Genomic DNA, 26,828 nt, shown 5'->3' with positions numbered 1-26,828 from the left:
GCCAGTTATGCCAGCCAAACTCTCATCAGCGACAACAACTTATTATTATTTACCGGTTTCGCCACGTAATCGGACGCCCCGGCCTGAATACATTTTTCCCTGTCACCGGTCATTGCTTTGGCGGTTAACGCAATGATCGGTAGCGATGCCATCTTAGGATTGGCCCGTATGTGGCGAATTGCCTCGTAACCGTCCATTTCCGGCATCATTATGTCCATCAGCACGAGCTGAATGTCCGGGTGCTCGTCGAGCATCCGTAAGGCTTCCTTACCATCGGAGGCCGTTATTACGTCCAGTCCATGCCCTTCCAGCAGCGCGCTGAGCGAGAATACGTTGCGCATATCATCGTCGGCCAGCAGTATTTTCTTTCCTTCCATCTTCACATCTGCCGCTCGCATCAGCTTTTCGGCCCGCTCCGGGTTATTTTCCGCTTCTTTCAATTTATAGAGGAACAGCTCCAGCTCGTCCATCAACCGGTCGGCGGAGAAAGTGGAATTGCGTACGATCGCCGCGGCTTCCTTCCGGATCTGTTGCTCGTCTGCCTCTGATATGTCCTGGTCGATATAAACAATGATGGGCATATTCTTCGCCGCCGTAAGCTGCCTTAACTGCAGCAATTGTTGAATGCCCGCCTTGGCATCCTTGCCTACATCCAGGATAATACCCTCAAAATCGTTGTTCACCAGGCGCTCCATTGCTTCCTGCACACTGGCCACCTGCTCATAATGCGTTTCCATCTGGCGCTCGTCGCTCATCACCTGGATGGACGGATTGTGGAGCAGTCCACCGTTCGACACGATGAGCACATTCTTGAAGCCTGCCTGTAACTGCTGACTGATACCGCTGAACACCGTTTCCATGTCGGTGAGCTGCAGCGGCTTTTGCGTATAGCCATGTACTTTGTTCTTCACCTGGGCCGATATTTCGCCGGCGGAGATCACGTGTACGAGAATATGCTTCAGGTCTTCGTTCCCCTTTAATATTTTGAGGATGCTGCTGCCATCGATCAGCGGCAGGTTCATATCGAGGATGATGGCGCTTGGGAGGAACTTGCGCGCCAGGTACACGCCATCATTTCCATTGAGGGCGACGACGACCTTATATCCTTTGTCACGCGCCGCATCACGCAGGATGGCGGCAAAAGTGGCATCATCTTCTATAATGAGGACGAGTTTATCCGTTTTACTGACTGAATCGCGGTCGTCGCGTACTTCCTGTACGACAGGCGGCCTGACGTTTACCGGTTGAGGTGACGCGGCAGCAAATGTGGCGGCAGGCTTCACGTCGCTCACCGGCGCCGTGATCATGGCTTCTCCGGAAGATTCGACCGGCAGTACTACGGTGAATATACTGCCTTCTCCCACCCTGCTTTCTACCCGGATCTCGCCACCGAGGCGACGGGTAAGTTCTTTACTAATTGACAATCCAAGGCCCGTACCGCCATATTTCCGGCTGGTAGACCCATCCGCCTGGCGGAACGCCTCGAAGATGAGTTGCAGCTTTTCGGCGGCGATGCCCGTACCGGTATCCCTCACCTCCACATACAGCAACCCGTCGCGCTTCACTTCCACCGTCAGATCGATCGTTCCATTGGCAGGCGTGAATTTGAAAGCATTTGATAACAGGTTCTTGATCACCTGTTCCAGCCGCTGGCGATCCGTGCGGATGCGATCCGGTACAGAAAGAGCTACTTTCGTGCTGAAGCGGATCTTCTTCTCATCGGCCACTACGCGGAACAGGCGTTCCATGTCGGCTACGATGTCGCGTATCTCCTCCGATTCAAAATTCATTTCTATTTTACCCGCCTCAATTTTGGCCAGGTGCAGGATGTCATCGATCAGTTCCAGCAGGTCGGAGCCCGACTTATGAATGATGCCTGCATATTCCATTTGTTTGGGGGTGAGATTCTGTGTGCGGTTTTCTTCCAGCAGGCGGGCGAGAATGAGCACGCTGTTCAGTGGCGTACGCAGCTCGTGCGACATATTTGCGAGGAACTCCGACTTGTACTTGCTCGTTTGCTCCAGCTCCTGCGCCTTCACCGACAGCTCCTGGCGGGTAATTTCCAGCGCCTTGTTCTTTTCGCTCATTTCGTCGTTCACCTGCCTCAATTCTTCCTCCTGTACCCGCAGTTCTTCTTCAGAAGCCTGCAGTATCTCCGACTGGCGGGTAAGTTCCTCGTTCGTCTGCCGCAGTTCCTCCTGCTGCGTTTCGAGCACCTCTTTTTGCTGCTGCAGCTGTTGCAACAGCTTGGTAGCCGTGTCACGGGCCGAAGCAGCGCTGAGGGCCACAGCAATATCGCCGGACGCCTGTTCCACCAATTGCCTTTCCCGGTCGCGCACCGTACCGAACGACGCCAGCTCGATCACGCCAACCTGCATATTGTCGCGCCACAGCGGGGCCAGCAACACCGTGCCAGGCTGGGCCTTGCCCGCGCCGCCTTCGATATGCCAGTAAGAATCCGGAACATCCGTCATGATCATCAATTCGCGGCGCATCGCCGCCTGTCCGATCATGCCTTCCTTTAATTTATAACTCTGGCGTGCCGTGTCGGGCAACGCCACTGATGCGCCCATGCGCAATGTATTGGAGAGTTCGTCGTAGTAGTAAAGCGCTCCGGCCGGGTAACGCAGGTAAGACACGAGCGTATACAGGAACTGTTCCATCATCGCATCGAGTTCTGCATTTCCCTGCAGGCTTTCATTCAGCCGACTCATCCCTGTAAGCAACCAGTTCCGTTCGTTGGCTACTTCGTTGAGCGTTACCAGCTCATCCACCTTTTGCGTAAGCTTACGCTCGGCCCGCCAGCGGTTGCGGAATTCGCGGAATGTAAACCACATGAGCGTAAACGCTACGATCAGGATCAGTACGCAGTTGAAAGCGAGCATCACCGTAGCGCGGCCCACGTAAGTATCATTGCGGTTGTTACGGATCACCAGTAAATTACGTTCGTTCTCCACCAGGTTTTGTACCCTGCGGTGTACCGTTTCCAGGTGTTTGCCTTCGGTAAGCGATATCTCCAGCTGATGCTCAAACACATATTCCATGGGAATATCATCCCCCAGCGACTCCCAGAAGTGGACCAGGCGATTGATCTCCGTTTCCAGGGAATCGATCTGCTGTGTCTGGAGAAAGTTGTCGTCGGTCAGGCGTTTGAGGTTCTCCAGCGCCGGTGCGAGTTTGGGTTTGGTGGCAAAGTAAGGGTCGAGGAACTTCTTATCCTGGATGATGCGATAGCTGTTGCCCGACACCTGCATGTCGTAAATGAGGCGGTTAATACGCTGCGCCTGGGTAATTACTTCATATGTATGCTGCACCCAGTCTGCTTCCCGGGTTTGTCTTCTGAAGGTGATGTAGGACAAAATACTACCGATAAGTACAAGCAGGATAGCGACTGCAAATCCTGTGTATAAACGGTTCTTCATCGAAATAGCCATATGAGATATCTAGGGTGTGCCGGCAACAACGCCATGGTTATTGGCACAAATATAAGCCAGTTGGCCCGAAGTATGATATGGATTACTAACTACCTTTAAAAGAATATCATAGGTCCTTTGTTATGAACGAAACATTTGTTTCTTTTGTATCGCAGTGAGTGATGTATACGCATGAACATATAAATGAAAAATGGTGTATTAAAACAATAAAAAATCTGTTTTCAGAAAAACCGTAGGCTGGGTTCCGGCGTAGATATGACCGGAAATAGCACAGAAGTACCTATATTTATAATATAACCGTTAAGATACCTATTTGGCACCGTAGCAGCACAATGCTCTTCTGTCCATAAAAACCTTGCAGTATGAGTAAAATTTTGTTAGTAGAAGATGATGAAGTAATGCCGAAGATCATGGAGCGTATCCTTCATCGCGAAGAATACCAGATCGATCACGTTACCAATGGCAAGGAAGCTTTTTCGAAATTAGATGAAACGAACTTCGGCTACGACCTGATCATCACCGATATCATGATGCCGTATGCCAATGGATTCGAGATCCTCAGCAAAGTAAAAAACCGTCCCGATGGAAAACCTATTCCCGTTATCATCGTATCCAACGCAGGTAATGAAGATATGATCCTGGAGGGTTTTAAACTCGGTGCGGACGACTTCCTTAAAAAACCCGTTATTCCAGGCGAACTGCTCATCCGTGTGAAGCGTTTGCTGATGCAATATAAATAGACCTTACCAGTACACCATATCCTAAACTTAAGTGCATGTTTTCAGAGTCCTTCTCTGTACTGTTTCACGATTTCCGGTATGCGCCACTGATCATACAGATTGCGCTCGTATTTATCGTTATTGCGGTAACAGCCACGTTGCTGGCATACTTCTCCATCCTTTGGGCGCGTTTCAAAGGCAACCAGAGAGATAAACGGCTCGCTAAACTTCAACCTATGATCGATCAGCTGCTGATCGAACACATACTCATGAATGAAGCGCTCAACGATCCGGAGTTGTCGCCCAACCAGGTGCAACTGCCTATCGAGGTATTTGAGCTGCCCGTATTTCAAAAGAAATGGGCCCGGCAGGCACTGATCGACCGCCTCATCAACTTCCGCAAAAACGTTCGCGGTGCCATGGGCGACCTGATCCACAACTTGTACGTGCAACTGGAGCTGGATAAAGACACGCTCAATAAAATGAAGTCGGGCAAATGGGAAAAGAAAGTACAGGCATTGTATGAGTTCACCAGCATGAACATGTCAATCGCCGACGTAACTATTTTGCCCCTCACCAACAGCCGTAACCGTGAGCTACGCGCGGCGGCACGGCATGCTTACATCAAATTGAGTAAGAACGAACCCTTTAAGTTTTTTGATGTGGCCACCGAGCCCCTGCTCGAATGGGACCAGGTAGAGCTATTCAAGATCATCTCCACCACGGAACATATCGCTATTCCCAACTTTGCGCAATGGATCACCTACTCCACAAATAAGAGTGTGGTGTCGTTCTGTTTGAAGCTGGTCGTACACTATAACCAGATCAGCGCCGTACCTGCGGTAGTAAAGCTGCTCGGCACCAAAGATCACTACCTCCGCGCCGATGCCATTAACTGCCTGGGCAAACTGAAAGTGGAAACCGTCGAAGAAAAACTGGTGTACATGTATGACACGCAACCACTGCTCTGCCAGCTGGAAATACTCAAAGCCATCGGGCGCATCAGCAGCGGTAAATACATCGACTTCCTGCGGCAGGAGTTCCTGCACGCCACAGATTTCGAAGTACGCAAACATGCAGCAAAGTCGATCATCAACAACCAATGGGCGGCCAAAGGACTGGTACAGGAGCTGGTAGATACGTCTACCCCGGAAAACAAGCTCATTCTGAAACATAGCATGAACCCTCTAATCAAATATTGATGACTATCTGGGAAACCATCGGCAAGATATATGAGAGCACGATTTTCGTTTACGGGTTAATCCTGCTGACCACCTATGCCCTGCTGGCCATTTTCTCCTTTATTGCCGTGAGGGCTTATGCACGGAAGGACAAATTCCATGAGCCGGATGTGCTCATGAGCTCTCCGCTCGCCCCGGGCGTTACGGTATTGGCACCGGCCTTTAACGAAGGTCTTACGATCATCTTTAACGTGCGCTCACTGCTCACACTGAATTACGCCAATTACGAGATCATTATCGTCAATGACGGCAGCACCGACGACAGTCTGGAGCAGCTGATCAATGAGTTTGAATTAGTACCGGTGGATTTCGCCTACAATGCAAAGATCCAGACCAAACCAGTAAGGCGCATTTATAAGTCGACCAACCCGGCCTACGCCAAACTGATGGTGATCGACAAAGTGAACGGTAAAAGTAAGGCCGATGCCGTAAATGCCGGCATCAATGCCGCCGCTCACCCCCACTTCGTTTGTACGGACGTAGACTGTATCCTCGATAAAAACACGATCACGGAACTGATTAAACCGGTGATGCAGGAAAAAAACAAACGCGTGATCGCCACCGGCGCTACCCTGCGTATCGCCAACTCCTGCGAGTTTGACGATGGTGTAATGGTGAGGATGCGGCCGCCGAGGCAATTGCTGCCCCGCTTCCAGGAAGTGGAATACATCCGTGCATTTGTATTGGGGAAGATGGGCTGGAGCCTGCTGAACTGCGTACCTAACGTATCTGGCGGCCTCGGACTGTTCGACAAAGAGATAGCCATCCGCTGCGGTGGTTATGACCACACTTCCTTTGGGGAGGATATGGAGCTGATGACACGTATGTGTCGCTATGCGCACGATAACAAAATCGACTACGCGATCCGCTATGTGCCGAAAACACTTTGCTGGACGGAAGCACCATCGACCGTAAAAATATTCAACCGTCAGCGTACCCGCTGGGCGCGCGGCCTGGCCCAGCTGATGTACGCACACTTCGGCATGTTCATGAACCCTCGTTACGGACGTATGGGTCTCATCGTTTTCCCTTACAACTTCTTCTTCGAATTGCTGGCACCGCTGGTGGAGATCACCGGTGTTATCTATTATATCGTGATGGCGATACTCGGCTTCATTAACTGGCCTACAGCATTATGGCTGCTGCTGTTCGTGTATACGTATTCGGTAATGATCACGACGATCGCCATCCTGTGGGACCAGCTTACTTTCCGCTACTATAAAACCTGGCGGGAAGCACTGTACTTGTGCCTCACGCCGTTTATGGAGTTTTTCCTGTATCACCCGCTGATCGTGATTTTCTCAATACGCGGGTATCTGAACTTCCTTACGGGCAAGAAGAGTGGCTGGGGTAACATGCAGCGGCGCGGTTTCCAGACTACTGCTAAAGTAGCGACTCAAAAATAGCGTGCAATTGATCTAAATATCAGGCGATGGAATTATTTAAAAATTTTTATGAAGGCTTTGTGTTTGTGTACGGCTGTACCATGTTATTCATGTACGCCCTGCTGGCCATGCTTTCACTAAGAGGCATCATCAGGTACCAGCGTAAGAATAGTTACGTGGACTATGATAAGCTGTTACAGTCGCCACTGGCGCCGGGCATCTCCATCATTGCCCCGGCGTTTAACGAATCGGTAACCATTATCCAGAACGTGCGCTCGCTGATGACCCTTAACTACCCGAAGTTTGAGATCATCATCGTGAACGACGGTAGTACCGACGATACCCTCGACAAACTGATCAACGAGTTTGAACTCGAGCAAGTGGATTTTGCTTACAACGAACGCATCAAATCACAACCCGTAAAACGCCTGTTCAAGTCTCGCAACACGGCTTATGACAAACTGGTAGTGGTAGATAAAGTGAATGGTAAAAGTAAGGCAGATGCATCCAATGCAGGCATTAACGCTGCGGCCTTCGATTACTTCCTTTGTACGGATGTGGATTGTATCATCGAAAAAGACACCCTGCTTCGCATGATCAAACCCTTTATGGACGAGGACGACAAAAAGATCAAAGAAGTGGGTGAACCTTGCCCGGAGTGTGGTTACATCCATGTGGTGGAAGACAGTACCCGCGTTATTGCTACCGGCGCTACCCTGCGACTGGCCAACAGCTCCGACATCGACGAAGGTGTGATTACGCGCGTAAGGCCTCCGCGCCAGCTGTTACCCCGCTTCCAGGAAATGGAGTACATCCGTGCTTATGTACTGGGTAAAATGGGCTGGAGCCTGATCAACTGCGTGCCGAACGTATCCGGCGGTTTGGGCTTGTTCGATAAAGAGATAGCGATTAAGGCGGGCGGTTACGACAGTAAATCCTTTGCGGAGGATATGGACATTGTAACCCGCATGTGTACCTATATGATCGACAACAAGCTGAAATACGCTATTCGTTATATACCGACCACACAATGCTGGACAGAAGGACCGCCTAACATGAAGATCTTCAGCCGCCAGCGTACGCGCTGGGGACGCGGCCTGGCAGAAATTATCACCATGCACCGTAAAGTAATCTTTAATCCGCGTTACAAACAACTGGGCCTGGTCGTATTACCCTATAACCTTTTGTTCGAGTTCCTCGCTCCTATTATCGAGGTGACCGGTATCTTCTATTACATCTACCTGATTGCCACCGACCAGATCAACTGGCCTTATGCGATCATCCTGCTATTATTCGTGTATCTCTATTCGATCATGATCACCACCATGGCGATCTGGTGGGACCACATCACGTACCGTTATTACAAAACCTGGAAAGAAGTGCTGGGACTGGCTGTGATGGCCTTCCTCGAACCATTGATATATCATCCACTGATCGTGTTTTTTGCTTTGCGCGGATATTACTTCTTTATCATTGGTAAGAAACACAGCTGGGGCAACATGCAGCGCCAGGGATTTGGACAGAAGAAAAAAGTACAAACTGCTTAAACATGATGATGGCATCTTTAAGATATATTCTATTTGCGACGATATTACTGACAGGCTTTACCGCGCATGCGCAGCTGTTTAAAAAAGGCAGCGGCGATGCCGACGCCCTGTACGAACAGGCCGTGCAGGCGACCAAACAAAAACAATATGCAAAGGCTATAGCATTGTCGAAACAGGCGCTGGCCAAACAGCCCGACTTCGTAGACCAGCAGTTGTTGCTGGGCAGACTGTACATGCTTACCGGCGATAACAAAAACGCACGGGTACAGGTAAACGCTGTGATTGCCAAAGCGCCGCGTTACCGCGACGCCTACTTCTACGCTATCAATATTGAAATGACGGAAAAGAAGTACGAAGAGGCCGGCTGCTTTGTGGATGAAGCCTTGTACGAGTTCCCGAACGATAAAGAACTGATGCTCAAAAAACTCAGCATCATGGACGCTTCCGGTAAGTTTTACCGGGGCGACAGCTATGCACCACAACTGCTGGACCGCTTCCCGGAGGACACCACCGTGCGTAATGCTTACATCGGCCATTACCTGATGGCGGCAGATGTATACAAACGCGCCGGCAACAGCGTAATGGCAAAAACGAATTACGAAAAAGTACTGGCGATACAGCCTGCTAACGAAGAGGCCAAGGCTGCGATCACCACGATGTACGTGCAGAACCGCAACTACACCAGTGCTTTGGAGCAGGTAAATGCGGAACTGGCGACTAATCCCAAGTCGTATGAGCTGCTGATGAAGAAGCTGGGCTTACAGGAACAAATGCACGCCTATCCCGATGCATTGGCCACTTTAAAGGAAGTACTGAAGTATTACCCGAACGATAGCAAGGCCCGGCAGATGGAAACGCAACTGCGTATGGATGCTGCGGGCTATTATACGGATACCGATCCCTATATGCTGTACCAGAGCGTATTGGAGAAAAGTCCGGGCAACCGTGCTGCGCTGGACAAAGTGATTGGCCTTAGCATGAGCCGTGGTGCGTACCGCGAAGCACTCGCCTGGATCAACCGGGGATTAAAAAGTAACCCGAACGATCAGCGTTTGTTGGGACTGAAAGCGGATGTACTCGAAGCCGACCGTAAGTTCACCGAAGCCGCTACCATTACAGGCAGATTGCGTCAGCTGAACCCTGGTTCTACCGACCTGCGCAACCGTTACACCTACCTGAAAGTTCAAAGCGGCCGCGATTACCTGGCCCAACAGCAATACGACCTGGCTATTGCCGAACTGGAAAATGCGCGGCAGGTATCCCCATCCGACACCACCGTGCTGGACATGCTGGCTAATACTTACATTGGCCGCCGCGATTACAACCGGGCGTTAACAGCGCTGGACAACGCCCTGTCTTACTACCCAAACAATCCCCGCTTCCTCACAAAAAAATCGAGCGTACTGGCGGAAATGGGACGTTACGATGAAGCCGCCGAAATCGTAGAAACTTTACTGAACAACCATCCGAACGACGAAAGATATGCATCCACCTTTGTAGACCTTCGACTTACCGCAGGTCGCATCCTGATGCAGTCGGAAGAATATGATATGGCCAGGCAGCAGTTTGCACTGGTGCTCGCACAGGCCCCCGACAACCTGGATGCGCTGAACTACATGATCAACCTGCAAAGCGCCACCAAACAGGCCGACAGCGCGCTGGCATATGCCGACCAGGGCCTCTCCTATTATCCTGATAACAAAGACCTGCTGCTGAAAAAGTCGGCCGCACTCACCGAACTGAAACGTTATGCGGAAGCGAACGACATCAATGCACAATTGCTGCAACGTTACCCGTTCACGCTGCGTTACAAAACTGCGTATACCGACGGTTTGTTGCAACAGGGGCAGGAATACCAGCGTAACAATCAGCCGGACAGTGCATTACAGGCATTTAGAAAAGTGCTGTCGATGAACCGGCGCGATTCACTGGCGTTATTATACAGCATCAATATTTACAGCAGCCGGGGACAGAATGATAGCGCATTGGCATTAGCACAGGAAGGTTTAAGATACTATCCATCGCAGGAAACCTTTTTGCAGAAACGCGTCGTGTCGCTGGAGAACCAGCAGCGTTATGCAGAAGCAGCACTGGCGGCCGATAGCCTGGTAAAACTGAATGGAAGTGCGGCTAACACCGATTACGCCGACTTCCTGCGCAGCAAAACATTAAAGAACCAGTTTGGGTTGTATTACCTGAACACCCAATACGATTACTCCGACAACCGCTACCAGGTAGCTACCCTCGAGTATCGACGCTTCATTAAACGCGGTTCTATCGCCGGCCGTATCAGTTACGCCGGCCGCGCGCAGGGTACGGGTATACAGGGCGAGCTGGAGGCCTTTATCAATCATAGCAAATCGCTGTACAGCTACGGCATTGCAACTTACTCGAACGAAGTAGCGTTTCCGCAGCTGCGACTCGGCTACTCCATCTTCAAAACCTTTAAACACGATATTGAGGCGGAACTCGGCGCCCGTTACCTGAAGGCAGACAGTGTGGAGAGCATTGCGGGCGTTGTATCACTGGCGAAAACCTTTAACGACTTCTGGGTGAATGGCCGCGCATACTTCATCAGCGACTCCTCTGACTTTTATACTTCCTTTAACCTGACGACCCGTTATTATATGAACCGCGGACAGGACTTCCTCTCAGTGTTTGCGGGACTGGGTACATCGCCGGACGACCGTAGCCGTTTGATTGCCTTTCCCCAGTTATCGGGTTTGCTTACACGTAGTGTAGGCGCGGGTTATCAGAAGACCATCAAATACCGGAACACGCTCAGTATTAACGGCACCTGGATCAACCAGAAGATTGGCGACAGCCAGTTCCAGAACCAGTACGATATTTACCTGATGTTCCTTCGTAAATTCTAGTTATGCGCACTACGTTTCAGACTTTGTTAGGAATAATGGCAATTTTGATCACCACCGGTTGCCATATTAAGGCGGGGGATATTACCCTGGTGCAGAACGGTGCAGCCCGGCACGTGATCATTGTGCCAGACGAGGCTTCCAAAGCAGAAAGCCGCTCGGCCGAAGTGTTACAACAATACCTGAAACGGATGTCGGGCGCCACGCTGAACATCATCAAAGAAAGTGCTTACAATAAAGACCGGTCGGCGATTTACATTGGTAAAACGACGCGTGGGAACGCACTGACCAAAACGAAGATCAATGGCGAAGGCTTCTGGATAGGCTCCGACGCGAGCGACATATTTATTGTGGGCGGCAGTGGCAAAGGCGTGTTATACGGTGTATACACGCTGCTGGAAACCTACCTTGGTTGTAAGAAATACACCAGCGCCCCTGCGAGCGCGCCCGCATCAAAAACGATCAACATTCCGCAATACCTCGACAACCGGCAGGAACCGGCCTTTGTATACCGGGAAAGCTACTACCCTGCTTCTGCAGATGCAGAGTACCTCGACTGGCATAAACTTCATCGCTTCGAAGACCTCTGGGGTATCTGGGGGCACTCTTTCTTTAAACTTGTGCCGCCCAAAACCTACTTCGCCACGCATCCGGAATACTATGCGCTGGTGAACGGCAAACGACAAGCGACACAATTGTGCCTGAGTAACGACAACGTGCTGCGCATCCTTACGGAATCGCTGCGTAACGCGATGGCGGAGAATCCTGATGCCTTATACTGGTCGGTGAGCCCGGAAGACGGCGGTGGCTTTTGCACTTGCGATAAATGTAGCCGTATCAACGCAGCAGAGGGCGGTCACCAGGGATCACTCATCAGCTTTGTGAACCGCGTGGCGGCTAAATTCCCGCAACAGAACATTACCACATTGGCGTACGAGCAAACCGTGCATCCTCCTAAGAATATAAAACCTGCAGCCAATGTTTTCGTGATGCTGAGCACCATTGCAGTGTATCGCCACGAGCCTATCAGCAGCGGCGCTTCGGCAGCAAGTTTCAGGAATGATTTAAAAGGATGGGCCGCTAAAACGCCGAACATCTTTATCTGGGATTACACTACCCAGTTCACGAATTACCTGAACCCATTCCCCGACTACCTGCAGATACAACCGAACCTGCGCTACTTTGCAGACAATGGCGTGAAGGGCATATTCTCCCAGGGCAGCGGTGCCACCTTTAGCGATATGGCGGCTTATAACAGCTACTTACAAGCGAAGTTGTTGTGGAAGCAGGACCTGGACTTCCAGGCGGCCAGCAAAGCCTTTTTAAACGACTACTACGGCGCTGCGGGTCCATTTATCATCGAATACCTCGATGCGCTGCATAAAGGCCTGCAAAGCAGCAAAACACGGCTGGATATTTACGGCGGCACCAATGCTGGTTACCTGAAACCGGAGCTGCTCGACCAGTACTCTACCCTGCTTGACAAAGCAGAACAGGCCGTGGGTGGCAATGTGTATTTACAGGAACGTGTATACGAAACGCGCTTGTCGCTCGAATATGTAGTATTGCAGCAATCCCGCTTCTACGGCGCGGAGAAGTTCGGCTACCTCGTTCCGCAGGGCGCCGCCTACGTGGTAAATCCAAAATGGCCTGCCCGCGTACAGCGGTTTGTAGCACAGGCAAAGAAGGCAGGCGTAACAGAATTGTCCGAAGGTGGCCTGTCCCCCGACGCTTACGCGAAAGAGTGGGCAGATATTTTCGCGAAGAAGTGGCTGAACAGCATGGCCTTTGGCGCCAAGGTAAACCTGCAGTTCCCTTACTCAGAAGACTATCCGGCCAAAGGCGAGCGCACCCTCACCGACGGACTCACCGGCGGACTGGATTTTTCCACAAACTGGCTGTACTTCTACGGACAGGATATGGTGGCCACTATCGACCTTGGTCAGGCTAAAAATATACAACGGGTACAAACCAGCTTTTTGCAGGATGCGCGGCATTACATTTTCGCGCCTGTGAGTGTGATGGTGGAAACCTCGGTGGATGGCAAAACCTACAAACCCGCGGGCAGACAAGACCTGGCCGCCGTGGGAGAAGAAGATTACACGGCCGCTATCCGGAACGTGCAGCTGAATGTGCCCGCTACCAGCGTACGTTACATACGCGTAACAGCCAAATGTTTACCGGCCATTCCGGCCTGGAGGGGTGCGGAAAACAAGAAGCCGGGTTTATGCTGTGACGAAATAACCATACTATAGATTAAAAAAAATCATAACTTGGGTTCCGCTAACCTTTATACCTGATGGACCCGAAAGCCCTTTTACCTTACTGGGCCGCCTTTTTCTCACAGCGGGAATATATGCGGTTCCTTTCCGTGATCGACAATTACTTCCGGCAACGGGAGGTTTTATATACATTGAATTACCGGGAATTGAAGATCCAGGGAGAACCCACCCGTTTCGCCATGCTGGTGCTGGAAGAACTGGCCCACCAGTGCAGGCAGCAACCCGAGACCGAATGGCCCGACCTTGTTCGGGCACGTTTATCACTGCTGCACGACTCCGCCGCCTTTGAACAGGACTTTGCCGACAAAGCCGCCGCCTACGACTACGCACGCAATTACCTCGCCCTTCGCCTCTATCCTGCCGATTATATCGCTCATTTCGATAAAGACCAGTTGCTCGGACATGCAGTGCGCAACGACCTCTACGCGATGCTCGTATTCGATCTCGGCGGCGTGTTAAAAAACGTTGATCCGTTATGGTTAATGAAATGGGAAGTGCGGCTGGATGCGGTGTTACAGGCGGCATTAAAGAACATGCGGCAACGCGAACGCGCAGCCGACATCGTGCTGAGCAACAGCCTGCCGCCCGCGCAACAGACGCAGGACTGGCAGATGTTATTTGCCGCGAAGGATTAAGCCATTTCCGGGTCACTGAACCCTTCGGTGCCATTTTCGAAGCGGCCGGCAAAGCGACGTTCGAACAGCGGATCTTCTTTAACAAGGAGTGAAAAATCGTACCAGCCGAAAGACGCCTGCAAATTTACGTTACCATCCACATAAGGCGGATTAGCCGTTAGCGTAGCCGCTACCCGGCCAGGGCTTATTACTGACCGCACCAATGTGGCTGGCCGTGAAAGACTAATCCCTACGAAAAGGTTATCATACCGGTCACCCCGTTCCCTTACAGGCAGTCGTTGTTTTACCAGCACGTCAGAGACAACGTCTTTATCGCTGCCTTTAAACAGCCGGTAAAAGCCGTTAGGCCCGTACACTTCCAACGCATATCGTCCGCCTTCCAGCGGCCAGGAAGCCTTCAGCTCCTCACCTGCTGCCACGGCAAAATTGCTGACCTTAAAAGTGCCGGAACGTTTGTATACCGTGAATGGCGCGCCGGCGGCCTGCGTTCCGAAACGTTTGTTATCTGCTGTGAACGTCAGCTCGAACGACTTACGGTCGCTGCTGAGTGAACCCGTTACCTGCAATTCATAAGGCAACGCGCACGAAGGCCTTGTACCCTTCTCCTGCCGCGGTGCATAAGGTGTGTTCCGGAAGTTTTTGATCTCCGCCGGTGTAAGTGCCTTAAAGTTATCGGGCACTGGCTTAAACCTTGCCTCATAGATGGATTGCAGCACTTCGTTACGTTCCAGGAACGCCGGCAAATCCATCTTCTCCCCATTATACGGCCTGAACACTGAGGTAAGATCACCTGCAACGGCACGTCGCCAGGTACTGATATTGGGTTCTTTGATGGACTTCTTCGTTTTTTTACTCAGGAACTTTTCCAGGAATTGCAGCGCAGAGGTGTGATCGAATACCTGGGAGTTCACATATCCTCCACGGCTCCAGGGCGAGGCCACAATAAAGGGCACCCGGTAACCCAGGCCGATCGGACTTTCACGGGCCTCATGCGGCTCCAGGTCTTTACGCCGCAACTCCTGCTCCCGTGTTACCCATTCATCTTTTGCCCGGATGCCTGCAGATACAGCACCGGATGACGGATCATTCGGATCGGGCGCCACGAACGGCGGTACGTGATCGAAGTAACCGTCGTTTTCATCATACGTGAGGATGAAGATCGTCTTCTTCCATACTTCCGGGTTTTGTGTGAGAATGTCCAGCACTTCTGAAAGATACCAGGCGCCGTACCAGGGCGCCGACGGGTGATCGCAGAAGTTCTCCGGCGCTACCAGCCACGATACAGTGGGCAGCTTGCCCGTTTTCACATCTTCACGGAACTGATGCAGCACATCTCCTTTGGGTGCCTGCATCGTACGCGTTTGGCCGTTCTCGTCATAACTGATCGTTTCGAGCTCGCGGTAATGCGGATCGTTGACGTTCGTCGTGAAAGCCTTTTCGTGTAAGGCTTTATTATGAGCAGGTAGTTTGTCGTAATTAGCAGCATTAAACTGGCTGCGGCGTTGCTCCACTTTATCCAACTCCGCCTTCTTTTTATCAGAAGGCGCGGCCGCGATCTCCTGTTTCAGCTGTGCAGCACGACGTTCGAGGTACGCCATGTGACTACGGGCATAACCAATATGAAACGCCGGGAACCACTCGATCGGGTTATCGGTAAAGTTTGCCAGCCAGGGCTCTTCTTCGCCTTCAAAGCCGGTAGTGATGCTTACTTCGTTCTGATAGATGCGCCAGGAAATACCTTCCTCCTCCAGTCTTTCAGGGAAGGACTTCCAGGTGGCCTCAGAGCCGTAGTCAATATCCGAGTTACGCACCGCCGCGTGTGCGTCCGGCTCTTGCGGCGGACGAATATTGCCGCTCCAGAAGTACAGGCGGTTGGGCGTTGTACCAGTCAGCGAAGAACAGAAGTGCTGATCACAGACAGTAAACGCATCTGCCATGGCATAGTAAAAAGGAATGTCTTCGCGGGTATGATAGCCGAGTGTAAGCGGCATATGGCGATAATCTTTATTGCCAGAGCGTTTGGACACCAGCCATTGATCGTATTTACCATGGTTACGGGCATCTACCTGGTTTTCCCAGGAGTGCGGCAAAGAGCTCATCCAGGTGGATTTGCTGTTCTTAATATCGAGCCGGAAGGGCGCATACGTTTCGCCTGCCTGGTTGGCCTGCAGCCATACAGGGTTGCCCGAAGGCAGCGTAATGGCGCGAGGATCGTTGAAGCCCCGCACGCCACGCAGCGTTCCGAAACAGTGGTCGAACGAGCGGTTTTCCTGCATAAGGAACACTACATGCTCGGCATCCTCAAACGTACTACCCGGCGCCGGATCAATGGCCAACGCGCGTTGTACCGATGCCGGCAGTCCCGCGAACACGCCACTGCCCGATAATAATGCAGCCTTCTTTAAAAAGTCCCTCCTGGAGTCCATAAACGATCTGATTGAGCCGAAAAAATAGCACTTATCTGGTAATTATCCATGTTAAGATGCTGCTACTAATTTATCGCTGGTATCGCCAAATCCGCTATTTTATCGGTATTTTCATCCCGACAATCACCTTATGAAACCGATTTCCCTACTCGTCGGCAACGACATTAATAACGCCACACAGCAACTCAGCTGGGCCACCCTGCTCGACCGGATCATCCAGTTCTGCTGCGTGGGAGAAGTGGAGCGTCATAAGGACAAGCCTTTTCCTTTACTGTACGAAGAGATCTTTCTCAGTGCGCTGCGCAAAAGCCATCTCGACGAGCTGAAGCTGAAAACGTTTATTGCCGAGCAGGTAACAGCCATCACTTCCAACGAGATACATGAACGCATTCGCGGGATGCGCATCCCGCATATCATGACGACCAATTACGAATACTCCCTCGAAGGCGCGGTGCCCAAGCGTAACACCGGGTTGGTGAGAGAGCGCATCTACAGTGTATTCCGCCGCTCGCAACATGAAGACACTACGTATTGGCATGTGCACGGCGAATGCCGCTCGCCGCAGTCGATCAACCTGGGATACGAGCATTACGGCGGACAGCTGCAACAGATGCGGAACTACGTAGTGTCGGGCACGGATTATAAAACGAAAGGCATTCTCAAAGATTCACTGGAGTACCGGCTGCAACATGGTAAAGTGAATTACCAATCGTGGATTGACTTGTGGTTCACTACCGACGTGCACATCTTCGGCCTGTCGCTCGATTTTTCAGAGACCGATTTATGGTGGCTGCTCACGTATCGCGCGCGGCTCAAGTACTATAAGCAACTGCCCATTGAGAATCGCATCTTCTATTACATTCCACAACAGTTTAAAGCTGCCAGCAAGTTCAAGCTCGACCTGTTACATGTGAACGGCGTAGAGGTGGTCGACTTTCCTTACGAGTCATCGCTGGATTACTACCGGCTGGTGTTAGATAACATTGAAAAAGGCTAACACACTTTCTTCACGGCCAGCCCCAGCAACGCTCCCAGTTTTTCGATTTTATGACTGATGTGCCCCACACCTACCGCGCAGTGATGTGCGGGACCATGACTGTTCCAATCGTTTACGAACCTGCGGGCGCCTATCGGGAAACGGTAACGGCTATTGGTATTGCCGATCTGTAATATTGGCCCGGGTACGGATTCGGCTTCAGCGGTGAGCAGCAGCAGGTCACCGTTGGGTTGTTCTACCACAGAAAGCAACGTAACAGGCCCGTGCTTCACCGACATCTCTACTGAGAGACCGCTGCCCACCTTACCGTGATACACCTGCAACGGCCGCACCCTCGTTTTGCCTTCGGCGATCGCGATATGACCCGGGCCGTCGTGACCCATCAGTACAACATCTTCTTTAAAATCCATGGCGTAATACTCCGTAAACGACCCACCGGCGCCAAAGCTGTCCATTATCTTCATGGCCTGGGCATTTTTGATCTCGTACTCACCGGCTACGGGAATGCTCCTGGCGGTGAGCAGCGAGTTACCCAGGATGATCGACGCAATAGCCGCCTCATTGTCCGCGTTGCCCGTGCCTTTGTAGTAATAGGCCATAGAACCAAGCTGATGCCGGGCAACGAGCTGGTCGAGCGCCACGGAGGTAATCGCTGCCTTTTCCAGCTCGGCGGGTGGGCAGTCTGGCTGCACATCGAACATCTCCCCGAAATGCATGATGCGGGCTTTTGCTTCAGAAGAACTGACGGCAGCACGCAGCGATGCCAGTTCTTCCACCTCCAATAGTTCGATATGTCCGCCGAATGCGGCGTATTGGCGGGTAAGATCGGTGTAGATGTCGAGCATGCCACTGTAATAGTGACCCATGCAGCCCATCCGGTTGTAGGCCATCGTGTGGGCTACCCGCGCCGCCTCCACCCAGGCGGTAATCTCCTGCCAGCACTCCGGGTCATCGTGCAGCATGCCGGTTACCTGGTGAAACCGGATGCCCGTCCGCCGAAATACATTCGCGATCTCGGGCACCGGGCATGGTGCACAATGGGCCAGCCACTCGCCGGTCATGGAGGTGCGGTCAGTCATCGCATTAAACGCCGTATAGTCGATAGCGGTAGCCGGACTCAGATTAAGTACGATCACCGGGACTTTAGCGCGCTGTACGACAGGCAATACGGTGGCGGAGAGTGCGTAGGTGGTAACATGCAGGAAGATAATATCTACGTCTTCGGAGCGGAACAGCCGGCCGGCCGCAAAGGCTTTATCAATATTATCGACCAGGCCGGCATTGATTACCTGCGGATGAATGGCCTGTAATTTACCGGCTACCGTGGCTAAATTGTGCTCCAGGCGGGCTTCCAGTCCGGGAAACTGCGGCCAGTAAGTATCGAGGCCAATGCCGAACAGGCCTATCTTCATAGTGTGTTGCATAACGGGAATATTTACGACTGGTCCAAATATCCGCCCTTCACACTTTTATAGCAATGGCCAAAGTGATATATTAGATTCACTTTTTGATACATGAACAACTACTATAAATACCTGCCCGTAAGTGCGGAGGACAAAAAATGGGGACTGTACGTGCTGAACGCCGGTTGCAACCGCGTGGAGAAAGAGAAGGCCTATCCTTCGGGCGGCCATCCGCCGCCGTATTCCTTTAGCTGGGAGTCGGGGCGCGTGTTGCACGAATTCCAGCTCATCTACTTGTCCCACGGCAAAGGCACCTTTGAATCGGCCAGTTGTCCGCTCACGGAGGTAAATGAGGGGAGCGTGTTCCTGTTATTCCCCTATGAATGGCACCGTTACAAACCCGATTCCGATACCGGCTGGGACGAATGGTGGACGGGCTGCAAAGGCCCGGTGTTAGACAACCTGTTGCGCCGCGGCTTCTTTTCACCGGCGCAGCCATTGCTGCATATCGGCTACAACGAAGAAGTGACGCGCCTCTTCCAGGAAATTATCGACCAAAGCCGGGACGAAAAGCCTGGTTACCAGCCATTGATCTCGGGTGCAGTGCTACATCTTTTCGGGTTGATCCATTCCCTGTCGCGGCAAGGGCTATCGCCCGCAGACGAAGGCCTGGTGGCCAAGGCGCGGCTTTATCTGCGTGCCCATTTAACAGAGGATATTTCCTTTGAAGCGCTGAGCGCCGAATTGCAAGTCAGTTATTCCAGCTTCCGCAAAGCGTTTAAACTGCATACTGGTATGCCTCCGCATCAATATTTGCTGGAGTTACGCATGGAAAAAGCCAGGCAGCTACTCTCCGGCAGCGACTTGCCTGTTAAGGCCATTGCCGTGGATGCCGGCTTTGAGTCAGCCTTTTACTTTTCCAAGATGTTTCGTAAGAAGATGGGACTTACGCCCGGAGAATACCGTAAGCAAATGGGACGTTAACCCGCGACTTTTATTATCTTGGGCTCTATACCGTTTTAAGCGAAGCAGATATGATACACCCACTGGAACGAACATTGTTCCGCCGCATCAGCCGCGGCGAGGAAAAAGCCTTCCGGCAGGTGTACGACCTATATTTCTCCCGGCTCTCGGCCTTCGTGTTCAAGCTTTCTAAGTCAACCCACATCACCGAAGAAGTAATACAGGACGTGTTTTTACGCCTGTGGCAGTCGCGTGCGCAGCTGGCGGATGTGGAACAGCCCGAGGCCTGGATATTTACGATGGCCCGTAACCGTTGTACCGACCTATTGCGCTCCCTGGCCGCTTCGGGGCACTTTAACGCCGATCTGCCCGAACAGGAGCCTGCAGCAGCGTACAGCGCAGAAGAACGGTTATCCGTAAACGAACTGCGGCAGCTGGTGCAGGAAGCTTTGGAGGCGCTATCCATACAGAAACAAACCATTTTCAGGCTGAGTAAAGAAGAGGGATTAAGCCATGACGAGATAGCGGAAAGAATGCAACTCTCTAAAAGCACCGTTAAGAATCACTTATCGGAATCATTAAAACACATTCGCGGCCATATTCAGAAAAGCGATAACCCGGAGCTGTACCTTGTACTGTTCCTGATCCACTACCTGCCTTAAAAAATATTTTCGTCCCGGGCAGTACGATCCGTTTCCAGCGCCGTCTACATATACAGGAAGTCTAACTTATGCCCGAACAAGACCGTATTACTTACCTTTTAGTGCAATACGCCAACGACCGCTGTACCCGCGCCGAGTTGCAGGAACTGATGCAACTGGCAAACAGCGAACAGCTGGATACCGCCATGGAAGTGGTGTGGGAGCAATCCTCCACCGAGGCGGACATCATCGACCGGGAGGCACTCTACAGACGTATTGCTCCGCCGCGGAAGCGCTACACCTGGTGGGCTGCGGCTGCAGCGGTGCTGTTGATCGCTACCGTGGCAGGCAGCCTGTTACTGCGCACGTCCACATCTATCCCACCCGTTGTAGCCACTATACAACCCGGCTACCACCAGGCCACCCTCACCCTGGGTGACGGCCGTACCGTTACGCTGGACAGCAACGGCGTACAGCAACTCTCCGAAGGCAATACCGCCATTCAGCAGCAAGGCGGCCTGTTACAATACACCGCCAAAGCCGGTGCAGGCGAAAACGTGTACAATACGTTGGCTACCCCCCGGGGCGGACAATTCTCCATCACCCTGCCCGATGGCAGCCGCGTATGGCTGAACGCCGCCTCCTCCCTCACCTACCCGATCGCTTTTGGCAATACCCGCAAAGTGACCGTTACCGGCGAGGCCTATTTCGAGATCGCAGCAGATGCCCAACGGCCCTTTACCGTGGCCGTTGCGGGCAAACAGGATATACAGGTGTTAGGCACCAGCTTTAACGTAAACGCCTATACCGACGAGCCAGCTATTACCACTACCCTGTTGCAAGGCGCCGTACGCGTAACTGGCGCAGGACAAAACGTACAACTGCAGCCCGGCGAACAGGTGCTGCAACAACAACAGCTGACCGTTAAACAAGTAAATACCGCACAGGCCATCGCCTGGAAGAACGGGCTGTTCAATTTCGAGGATGCAGATGTAAAGGGAGTACTGCGTCAACTCGAACGCTGGTACGACATTACCGTGGAATACCGTGGCACTATGCCCGAGCGCGAGTTCAGCGGCAAACTGCAACGCAGCCTGACGTTACAGCAGGTATTGGAAGGACTTTCCGAAATGGGCGTTCACTTTGCGATCGAGGGAAGAAAACTGATCGTTACACCATAAAAACAGTAAACGGAAACCAACCGTAAAACGAAAGCCGTTCTGACTGGCATCAGAACGGCCGTAGTCCGGATGCCAACAGTCATATAGCGTACAACTATTATTAATCAACCAAACCACTGCAAAGCTATGCAAATTTACCTTGCAAAGCCACGCCTTTGCGCGGCCCTTTGCCGTCCAGCCACTATGGCCGGATGGCCGACAGGTACTTACCCGCCCGGGTACACGAAAAACGAACATCGTACACGGGTGAAAATATGGAGAGTAATGCGATTGACTACCTTCCTGATGCTCATGACCGCGCTGCACCTCAGCGCCAAAAGCGTTTCACAGTCTGTCACCTTCCGGGGGCGGGAAGTGAAGCTGGAGAAGATTTTTGATGCCGTGGAGAAACAAACCGGGTTTGTATTCTTCTACGACAACCACCGCCTGCGCAACAGCACCGGTAGTATTGACGCGCAGCACATGCCGCTGGCCGACTTTATGCAGCAGTTACTGGAGAACAAGCCCTTTACCTTTTCGATCAAGAATCAAACGATATTTATCAGTGACAAACCGATTACCCATAGCCTGGTAGCGCAAGCTGCCCGGTCACCACAGGCGATTACGGGCACCGTTACCGACGAACGTGCCGCTCCCGTCGCGGGCGCATCTGTAACGCTTACACCTGGTAAGGCACGCGCCACTACGAACGAAAAAGGCATCTTCCTGTTAAAAGATATTCCCGAAGGTGATTACCTGCTGGAAATCACCTTCCTTGGATATGAAACCGTTCGCAGGCAGGTAACCGTGAACGGACTGGGTGCCGCAGCAATACCGGCTATACAGCTGAAACGGGCTGCGGTGGCGCTGGATGGCGTGGCCGTATTAAGCAATGGTTACCAGGTGTTATCACCCGAGCGCACTACAGGCTCCTTCGTACTCCTTGACAAGGAACTGCTGAACCGCAGTGTATCTACCAACATTCTCGATAGGCTGAACGGTATAACGAGCGGCCTGATTTTTAATAAGAACAATACGACGGGCAGTAACCCGTCCGGCCTTTCCATCCGTGGCAGAAGTACGCTTTTTGCCAACCCGAACCCACTGATCGTGATCGACAACTTTCCGTACGATGGCGACATCAGTAACATCAACCCGAATGACGTAGAAAGCATCACTGTGTTGAAAGACGCGGCGGCAGCCTCCATATGGGGCGCTTTCTCCGGCAACGGGGTGATCGTTATTACCACTACGCGTGGCCGTTATAACCAGGAGCCGCGCCTGTCGGTAAATAGCAACGTGACCGTAGGCGACAAACCCGACTTGTTCTATAACCGTCGTATGAGCATCAGCGATTATGTAGACCTGGAGCAGTTCCTGTACGGCAAAGGTTTTTATAATGCCCGCCTTGGCACCAACCGCACGGGCCTGCCCGAAGTAGCAGAACTGATGCATGACGCGGCACAGGGAAAGATCACACAGGATGAACTAAATACGTCGATCAACCGGTTAAAAACGCAGGATTACCGCCGCGGGCAGGATCAATACCTGTATCGCAAAAGCATCAACCAGCAATACGCGGTAAACCTTACGGGCGGCGGCGTAAATAACCAATACGCCTTCATGGCCGGCTATGACAAGAACCTGCAACAGCTGGTAAACGACCAGTATTCGCGCATTACCCTCAATAATAACAATACCTGGCGACTGCTGCGGCAGAAGCTGGAAGTGAAGGCAGGCATTGCGTTTACGAGAAGTAGTACGCGTAACAATACCGGCGGTTTTGGCAACTATTCCCCCTACTTTGCTTTTAAGGATGGGGCAGGCAATGCGGCGATCAGCACCGGCGCGCGGGAAACCTACCGCAATGGGTATCTCGATACTACGGGTCAGGGTAAACTGCTCGACTGGCGCTACCGCCCGTTGGATGAAATCGACCTTGCGGACAATGTGACCAACACCCTCGACTATCGGATCAATACTTCCTTTAAATACCGTGTGATGAAGGGCCTGGATGCCGCGGTGTATTATCAGTATAATGCCAACACATCTGATCAAAAGACCTTTTACAGCCAACAAACCTTTTTCACCCGCGACCTGATCAACCGCTTTAGTCAGCTGAATTATAACACCGGCGCGCTTACAAGGGCCATTCCGCTGGGTGGCATTATGGATACACGCAGTACGGACTACGCCGGGCACCACGTTCGCGGTCAGCTCACCTACAACAACAGCTGGGGGAACGATCACGAAGTAAGCGCACTTGCTGGTGCAGAGCTGAAAGATGCGAGTGGCACCATCGCGACGACCCGCCAGTATGGCTACAATAAAGAAAACCTGGGCAACGCGAATGTGAATTATACAGGCACCTTTCCGATGTACTATGCCCCTATGGACCAGCGCGCGATCCCCAACAACAACTTCAACTACGGCAACTTCGACAGGTTTATAGCCTATTACGGCAACGCGGCCTACACTTATAAGGGCAAGTACACCGTATCGGGCAGTGCCCGTAAAGATGCGTCGAACCTGTTTGGCGTGAACAGCAACCAGCGAGGCGTGCCGTTATGGTCTGCTGGTCTTGCCTGGGACATTAGCCGGGAAACCTTTTACAAAGTAAGCTGGCTCCCGTACCTCAAGCTGCGTGCGACTAAAGGTTACAATGGCAACATCGACAAAACCGTATATGCCTACATCACCAGCATGATGGGCAACAACAACCTGTACGGCAGTTTGACCGGCGCCATTACCAATCCACCTAACCCCGACCTGCGTTGGGAAAAGATACACATGATGAACTTCGCGGCCGACTTCTCCGCCCTCAAAGGCAGAGTGGCAGGCAGCCTGGAGTTTTACACAAAGAAGGGTACCGACCTGTTAGGCTACAGTCCCTTAGCGCCCAGCACCGGTAACAGCCAGTTCAAAGGCAATACCGCGAACATTAAGGGGAAGGGAACAGACATCGAAATCAACACAAAAAATACAGATGGCGTCTTCAAATGGAACACTAACCTGTTGTTCAGTTATTACAAAGACGAACTGGTGAAGTACAAAGTAAAACAACTGCAGATAGGCTACTACGTAAATACAGAGATGTTTAACCCGATAGAAGGCAGGCCCCTATACAGCTTATACAGCTACAAATGGGCAGGCCTCGATCCGGCGAACGGTGATCCACGCGCCTACCTGAACGGTGAGGTGAGTAAAGACTACATCGCGCTGATCACGAACACCGACTTCTCAAACCTGGTGTATAACGGTCCGCTGCAACCGACTGTGTTCGGCAGTTTGCGTAATACTTTTTCCTGGAGACAGGTGAGCATGTCCTGCAATGTGATGTATAAGTTCGGGCATTACTTCCGGAGGCCGGGCATCGATTACTCCAACGTTGTGAACTCCGGTTTCGGCTTTAGCACAGATGAATACGCGCAACGCTGGCAGAAGCCTGGCGACGAGGCACATACAGACGTTCCGTCGTTCCAGTTCCCATTGGGTACGGTGCGGGAAAGTATGTATGCTACTTCCAGCGCGGTAATCGAGAAAGGTGCGCATATCCGTTTACAGGATATACAAGCCAGTTACGACCTGCCGGAGATAGCAACGTTGAAAGGCAGGGTGCGTGCGGTGCGCTTGTACGTATACGCCAGCAACCTGGGCCTGATCTGGAAAGCGAACGACAAAGGCTTTGATCCTGATTATGTGTTGACCATGCCGCCGCCTGCCAGCGTGGCTGCCGGTTTAAAAATTGATTTGTAATGAAGCAACTTCTTTATCCGATACTGGCGGCCGCGCTATGCCTGGGCGCCTGCACCAAAGGTGATTTCCTGAACAAGAAACCGCGCACCAACCTGGTTGTACCCAGTACCCTTACCGACTTCCAGGCCTTGCTGGACAACGACATCATGAACCAGTCGCCAGCCATGGGTGAAATCACCGCCGATAACTTTTACGTGAAAGACGGCTTTCAGCAAACGATGCCACTTAAAGACCTGAATACGGTGTTATGGAAGACCGACATCTATGAAGGGACAGGCAACGTGGAAGACTGGAATACGCCGTACAAACAAGTGTTTACCGCGAATGTAGTACTCGAAGGTATCCAGAAGCTGCCTGTGAGTGCGGATTGGGAACACGTGAAAGGCAGCGCCCTCTTTTACCGTGCCCATGCCTTCTACCAACTGGCAACGGTGTTTGCTGCTGCTTACGATGCAACGACTGCAAAAAGTGATTTGGGTATACCGCTAAAACTGGCCTCTGATGTAAATGAAAACATATCCAGGGGTAACCTGCAGCAGACTTTCGACAGGATACTGACCGACCTGCATGAAGCGGTAAACCTGTTGAGCGCAGACTTTCCGGCAACATTACGTAACCGTCCGTCGCGACCTGCAGCGATGGCTTTGTTGAGCCGTGTGTACCTGTACATGCGAGATTACGAAAGGGCTGGATTGTATGCAGACAGCAGCCTGCAACTGTACAACAAACTGATCGACTACAACGCCGTGGCGTCTGCCTTATTTCCTTTTACAAGACTGAACGATGAAACCCTGTTCCAGTGCAGATTGACGACCAACTACGTGTTATTAGGCATAGCTGCTCCGGGTACGATCATCGACTCCAACCTGTATAAATCGTATACTACAGGCGACCTGCGACCGTCATTATTCTTCCGCGCCAGTTCCGCTGGTGGATGGAGTTTGGGCGGCAGTTACAACCAGAGCGTGAACCCCTTCTCCGGATTAGCGACAGATGAAGTTTACCTGAACCGCGCAGAATGTTATGCACGAGCAGGCAAGATCAATGAAGCGATCAGCGACCTGAACACCTTACGGGCAAAACGTTTCGCGCCCTCAAGCTACGTGGCCTTATCCGCCACCACGAAGGAAGAGGCGTTGGCGTTCGTACTCGCAGAAAGGCGGAAAGAACTGCCCTTCCGTAGCACCCGCTTTACCGATCTGAAACGCCTGAACAAAGAAGGCTACAACATCCACCTGAAGCGGATCTCAAATGGCCAGACCTACGAACTGGTCCCGAACGATCCGAGATATGTGATGCCAATTCCGCCGGACGAGATCAACATCACCGGTATTCCGCAGAACCAGCGTTAATCATTTAAAGAACT

Annotated in this window: 16 protein-coding genes; 13 read left to right on the top strand and 3 right to left on the bottom strand. The window is 52.0% G+C overall.

The features are described from left to right. Positions 1-5 precede the first annotated feature (5 nt). Positions 6-3,422, bottom strand: coding sequence for a response regulator (locus MKQ68_RS06945; protein WP_264282658.1), 3,417 nt, complete (start codon positions 3,420-3,422; stop codon positions 6-8). Positions 3,423-3,796: 374 nt separating this feature from the next. Between MKQ68_RS06945 and MKQ68_RS06940 the strand changes: the two genes are divergently transcribed. Genes MKQ68_RS06940 through MKQ68_RS06910 form a run of 7 tightly spaced genes read left to right on the top strand, consistent with a single transcriptional unit; the run spans position 3,797 to position 14,116 of the window. Further along, on the top strand, positions 3,797-4,174 hold the full coding sequence (locus MKQ68_RS06940; protein WP_264282657.1) for a response regulator: 378 nt from the start codon (positions 3,797-3,799) through the stop codon (positions 4,172-4,174). Between the two features lie 35 nt (positions 4,175-4,209). Beyond that, a complete protein-coding gene (locus MKQ68_RS06935; RefSeq protein WP_264282656.1) occupies positions 4,210-5,355 on the top strand; it encodes a HEAT repeat domain-containing protein in 1,146 nt (381 codons plus the stop codon). Beyond that, positions 5,355-6,800: a glycosyltransferase family 2 protein gene (locus MKQ68_RS06930; protein ID WP_264282655.1), complete on the top strand. Its 1,446-nt coding sequence runs from the start codon at positions 5,355-5,357 to the stop codon at positions 6,798-6,800. Before MKQ68_RS06935 ends, MKQ68_RS06930 begins: the two co-directional genes overlap by 1 nt. Before the next feature lie 26 nt (positions 6,801-6,826). Beyond that, entirely contained in the window at positions 6,827-8,326 is a 1,500-nt protein-coding gene (locus tag MKQ68_RS06925; protein WP_264282654.1) for a glycosyltransferase family 2 protein, read from the top strand. A 2-nt stretch (positions 8,327-8,328) separates the two neighbouring features. Continuing rightward, positions 8,329-11,202 (top strand): tetratricopeptide repeat protein, encoded by a 2,874-nt coding sequence (locus tag MKQ68_RS06920; protein ID WP_264282653.1) that lies wholly within the window; start codon positions 8,329-8,331, stop codon positions 11,200-11,202. Between the two features lie 2 nt (positions 11,203-11,204). After that, complete coding sequence (locus MKQ68_RS06915; protein ID WP_264282652.1) at positions 11,205-13,454, top strand: DUF4838 domain-containing protein; 2,250 nt, start codon at positions 11,205-11,207, stop codon at positions 13,452-13,454. 44 nt (positions 13,455-13,498) lie between these two features. Further along, complete coding sequence (locus MKQ68_RS06910; protein WP_264282651.1) at positions 13,499-14,116, top strand: hypothetical protein; 618 nt, start codon at positions 13,499-13,501, stop codon at positions 14,114-14,116. On the opposite strand, the gene MKQ68_RS06905 is transcribed toward MKQ68_RS06910, so the two are convergent. Then, the gene (locus tag MKQ68_RS06905; RefSeq protein WP_264282650.1) at positions 14,113-16,542 is read right to left on the bottom strand and encodes a phosphocholine-specific phospholipase C; all 2,430 of its coding nucleotides are present in this window, start codon (positions 16,540-16,542) and stop codon (positions 14,113-14,115) included. The two genes, MKQ68_RS06910 and MKQ68_RS06905, sit on opposite strands and share 4 nt — an antisense overlap. Positions 16,543-16,672: 130 nt before the next feature. On the opposite strand from MKQ68_RS06905, the gene MKQ68_RS06900 reads away from it, so the two are divergent. Further along, positions 16,673-17,539: an SIR2 family protein gene (locus MKQ68_RS06900; RefSeq protein WP_264282649.1), complete on the top strand. Its 867-nt coding sequence runs from the start codon at positions 16,673-16,675 to the stop codon at positions 17,537-17,539. On the opposite strand, the gene MKQ68_RS06895 is transcribed toward MKQ68_RS06900, so the two are convergent. After that, a complete protein-coding gene (locus MKQ68_RS06895; protein WP_264282648.1) occupies positions 17,536-18,963 on the bottom strand; it encodes an arabinose isomerase in 1,428 nt (475 codons plus the stop codon). The two genes, MKQ68_RS06900 and MKQ68_RS06895, sit on opposite strands and share 4 nt — an antisense overlap. A 90-nt stretch (positions 18,964-19,053) precedes the next feature. Here MKQ68_RS06895 and MKQ68_RS06890 point away from each other — a divergent pair, with 90 nt between their 5' ends. The 5 genes from MKQ68_RS06890 to MKQ68_RS06870 all read left to right on the top strand — a co-directional run bounded on the left by MKQ68_RS06890 (position 19,054) and on the right by MKQ68_RS06870 (position 26,814). Next, positions 19,054-19,926 carry an AraC family transcriptional regulator gene (locus MKQ68_RS06890; protein ID WP_264282647.1) on the top strand — a complete coding sequence of 291 codons (873 nt, stop codon included), beginning with the start codon at positions 19,054-19,056 and terminating at the stop codon, positions 19,924-19,926. Between the two features lie 50 nt (positions 19,927-19,976). Next, positions 19,977-20,567, top strand: coding sequence for an RNA polymerase sigma factor (locus MKQ68_RS06885; protein WP_244840292.1), 591 nt, complete (start codon positions 19,977-19,979; stop codon positions 20,565-20,567). Positions 20,568-20,635: 68 nt separating this feature from the next. Continuing rightward, positions 20,636-21,727, top strand: a complete 1,092-nt coding sequence (locus MKQ68_RS06880; protein WP_264282646.1) for a FecR family protein — start codon at positions 20,636-20,638, stop codon at positions 21,725-21,727. A 264-nt stretch (positions 21,728-21,991) separates the two neighbouring features. Then, the gene (locus tag MKQ68_RS06875) at positions 21,992-25,462 is read left to right on the top strand and encodes a SusC/RagA family TonB-linked outer membrane protein (RefSeq protein ID WP_264282645.1); all 3,471 of its coding nucleotides are present in this window, start codon (positions 21,992-21,994) and stop codon (positions 25,460-25,462) included. Beyond that, on the top strand, positions 25,462-26,814 hold the full coding sequence (locus MKQ68_RS06870; protein WP_264282644.1) for a RagB/SusD family nutrient uptake outer membrane protein: 1,353 nt from the start codon (positions 25,462-25,464) through the stop codon (positions 26,812-26,814). Before MKQ68_RS06875 ends, MKQ68_RS06870 begins: the two co-directional genes overlap by 1 nt. Positions 26,815-26,828: the final 14 nt, after the last annotated feature.

The sequence above is a fragment of the Chitinophaga horti genome, assembly GCF_022867795.2.
GTDB lineage: Bacteria > Bacteroidota > Bacteroidia > Chitinophagales > Chitinophagaceae > Chitinophaga > Chitinophaga horti.
Note: the sequence above shows the minus strand (reverse complement) of the source record. Positions and strands in the feature narration are given on the sequence as shown.

Bases quoted from the DNA above. Each gene is read 5' to 3' on its own strand.
- MKQ68_RS06945 (WP_264282658.1), bottom strand. From the start codon at position 3,422: ATGAAGAACCGTTTATACACAGGATTTGCAGTCGCTATCCTGCTTGTA.
- MKQ68_RS06940 (WP_264282657.1), top strand. From the start codon at position 3,797: ATGAGTAAAATTTTGTTAGTAGAAGATGATGAAGTAATGCCGAAGATC.
- MKQ68_RS06935 (WP_264282656.1), top strand. From the start codon at position 4,210: ATGTTTTCAGAGTCCTTCTCTGTACTGTTTCACGATTTCCGGTATGCG.
- MKQ68_RS06930 (WP_264282655.1), top strand. From the start codon at position 5,355: ATGACTATCTGGGAAACCATCGGCAAGATATATGAGAGCACGATTTTC.
- MKQ68_RS06925 (WP_264282654.1), top strand. From the start codon at position 6,827: ATGGAATTATTTAAAAATTTTTATGAAGGCTTTGTGTTTGTGTACGGC.
- MKQ68_RS06920 (WP_264282653.1), top strand. From the start codon at position 8,329: ATGATGATGGCATCTTTAAGATATATTCTATTTGCGACGATATTACTG.
- MKQ68_RS06915 (WP_264282652.1), top strand. From the start codon at position 11,205: ATGCGCACTACGTTTCAGACTTTGTTAGGAATAATGGCAATTTTGATC.
- MKQ68_RS06910 (WP_264282651.1), top strand. From the start codon at position 13,499: ATGGACCCGAAAGCCCTTTTACCTTACTGGGCCGCCTTTTTCTCACAG.
- MKQ68_RS06905 (WP_264282650.1), bottom strand. From the start codon at position 16,542: ATGGACTCCAGGAGGGACTTTTTAAAGAAGGCTGCATTATTATCGGGC.
- MKQ68_RS06900 (WP_264282649.1), top strand. From the start codon at position 16,673: ATGAAACCGATTTCCCTACTCGTCGGCAACGACATTAATAACGCCACA.
- MKQ68_RS06895 (WP_264282648.1), bottom strand. From the start codon at position 18,963: ATGCAACACACTATGAAGATAGGCCTGTTCGGCATTGGCCTCGATACT.
- MKQ68_RS06890 (WP_264282647.1), top strand. From the start codon at position 19,054: ATGAACAACTACTATAAATACCTGCCCGTAAGTGCGGAGGACAAAAAA.
- MKQ68_RS06885 (WP_244840292.1), top strand. From the start codon at position 19,977: ATGATACACCCACTGGAACGAACATTGTTCCGCCGCATCAGCCGCGGC.
- MKQ68_RS06880 (WP_264282646.1), top strand. From the start codon at position 20,636: ATGCCCGAACAAGACCGTATTACTTACCTTTTAGTGCAATACGCCAAC.
- MKQ68_RS06875 (WP_264282645.1), top strand. From the start codon at position 21,992: ATGCGATTGACTACCTTCCTGATGCTCATGACCGCGCTGCACCTCAGC.
- MKQ68_RS06870 (WP_264282644.1), top strand. From the start codon at position 25,462: ATGAAGCAACTTCTTTATCCGATACTGGCGGCCGCGCTATGCCTGGGC.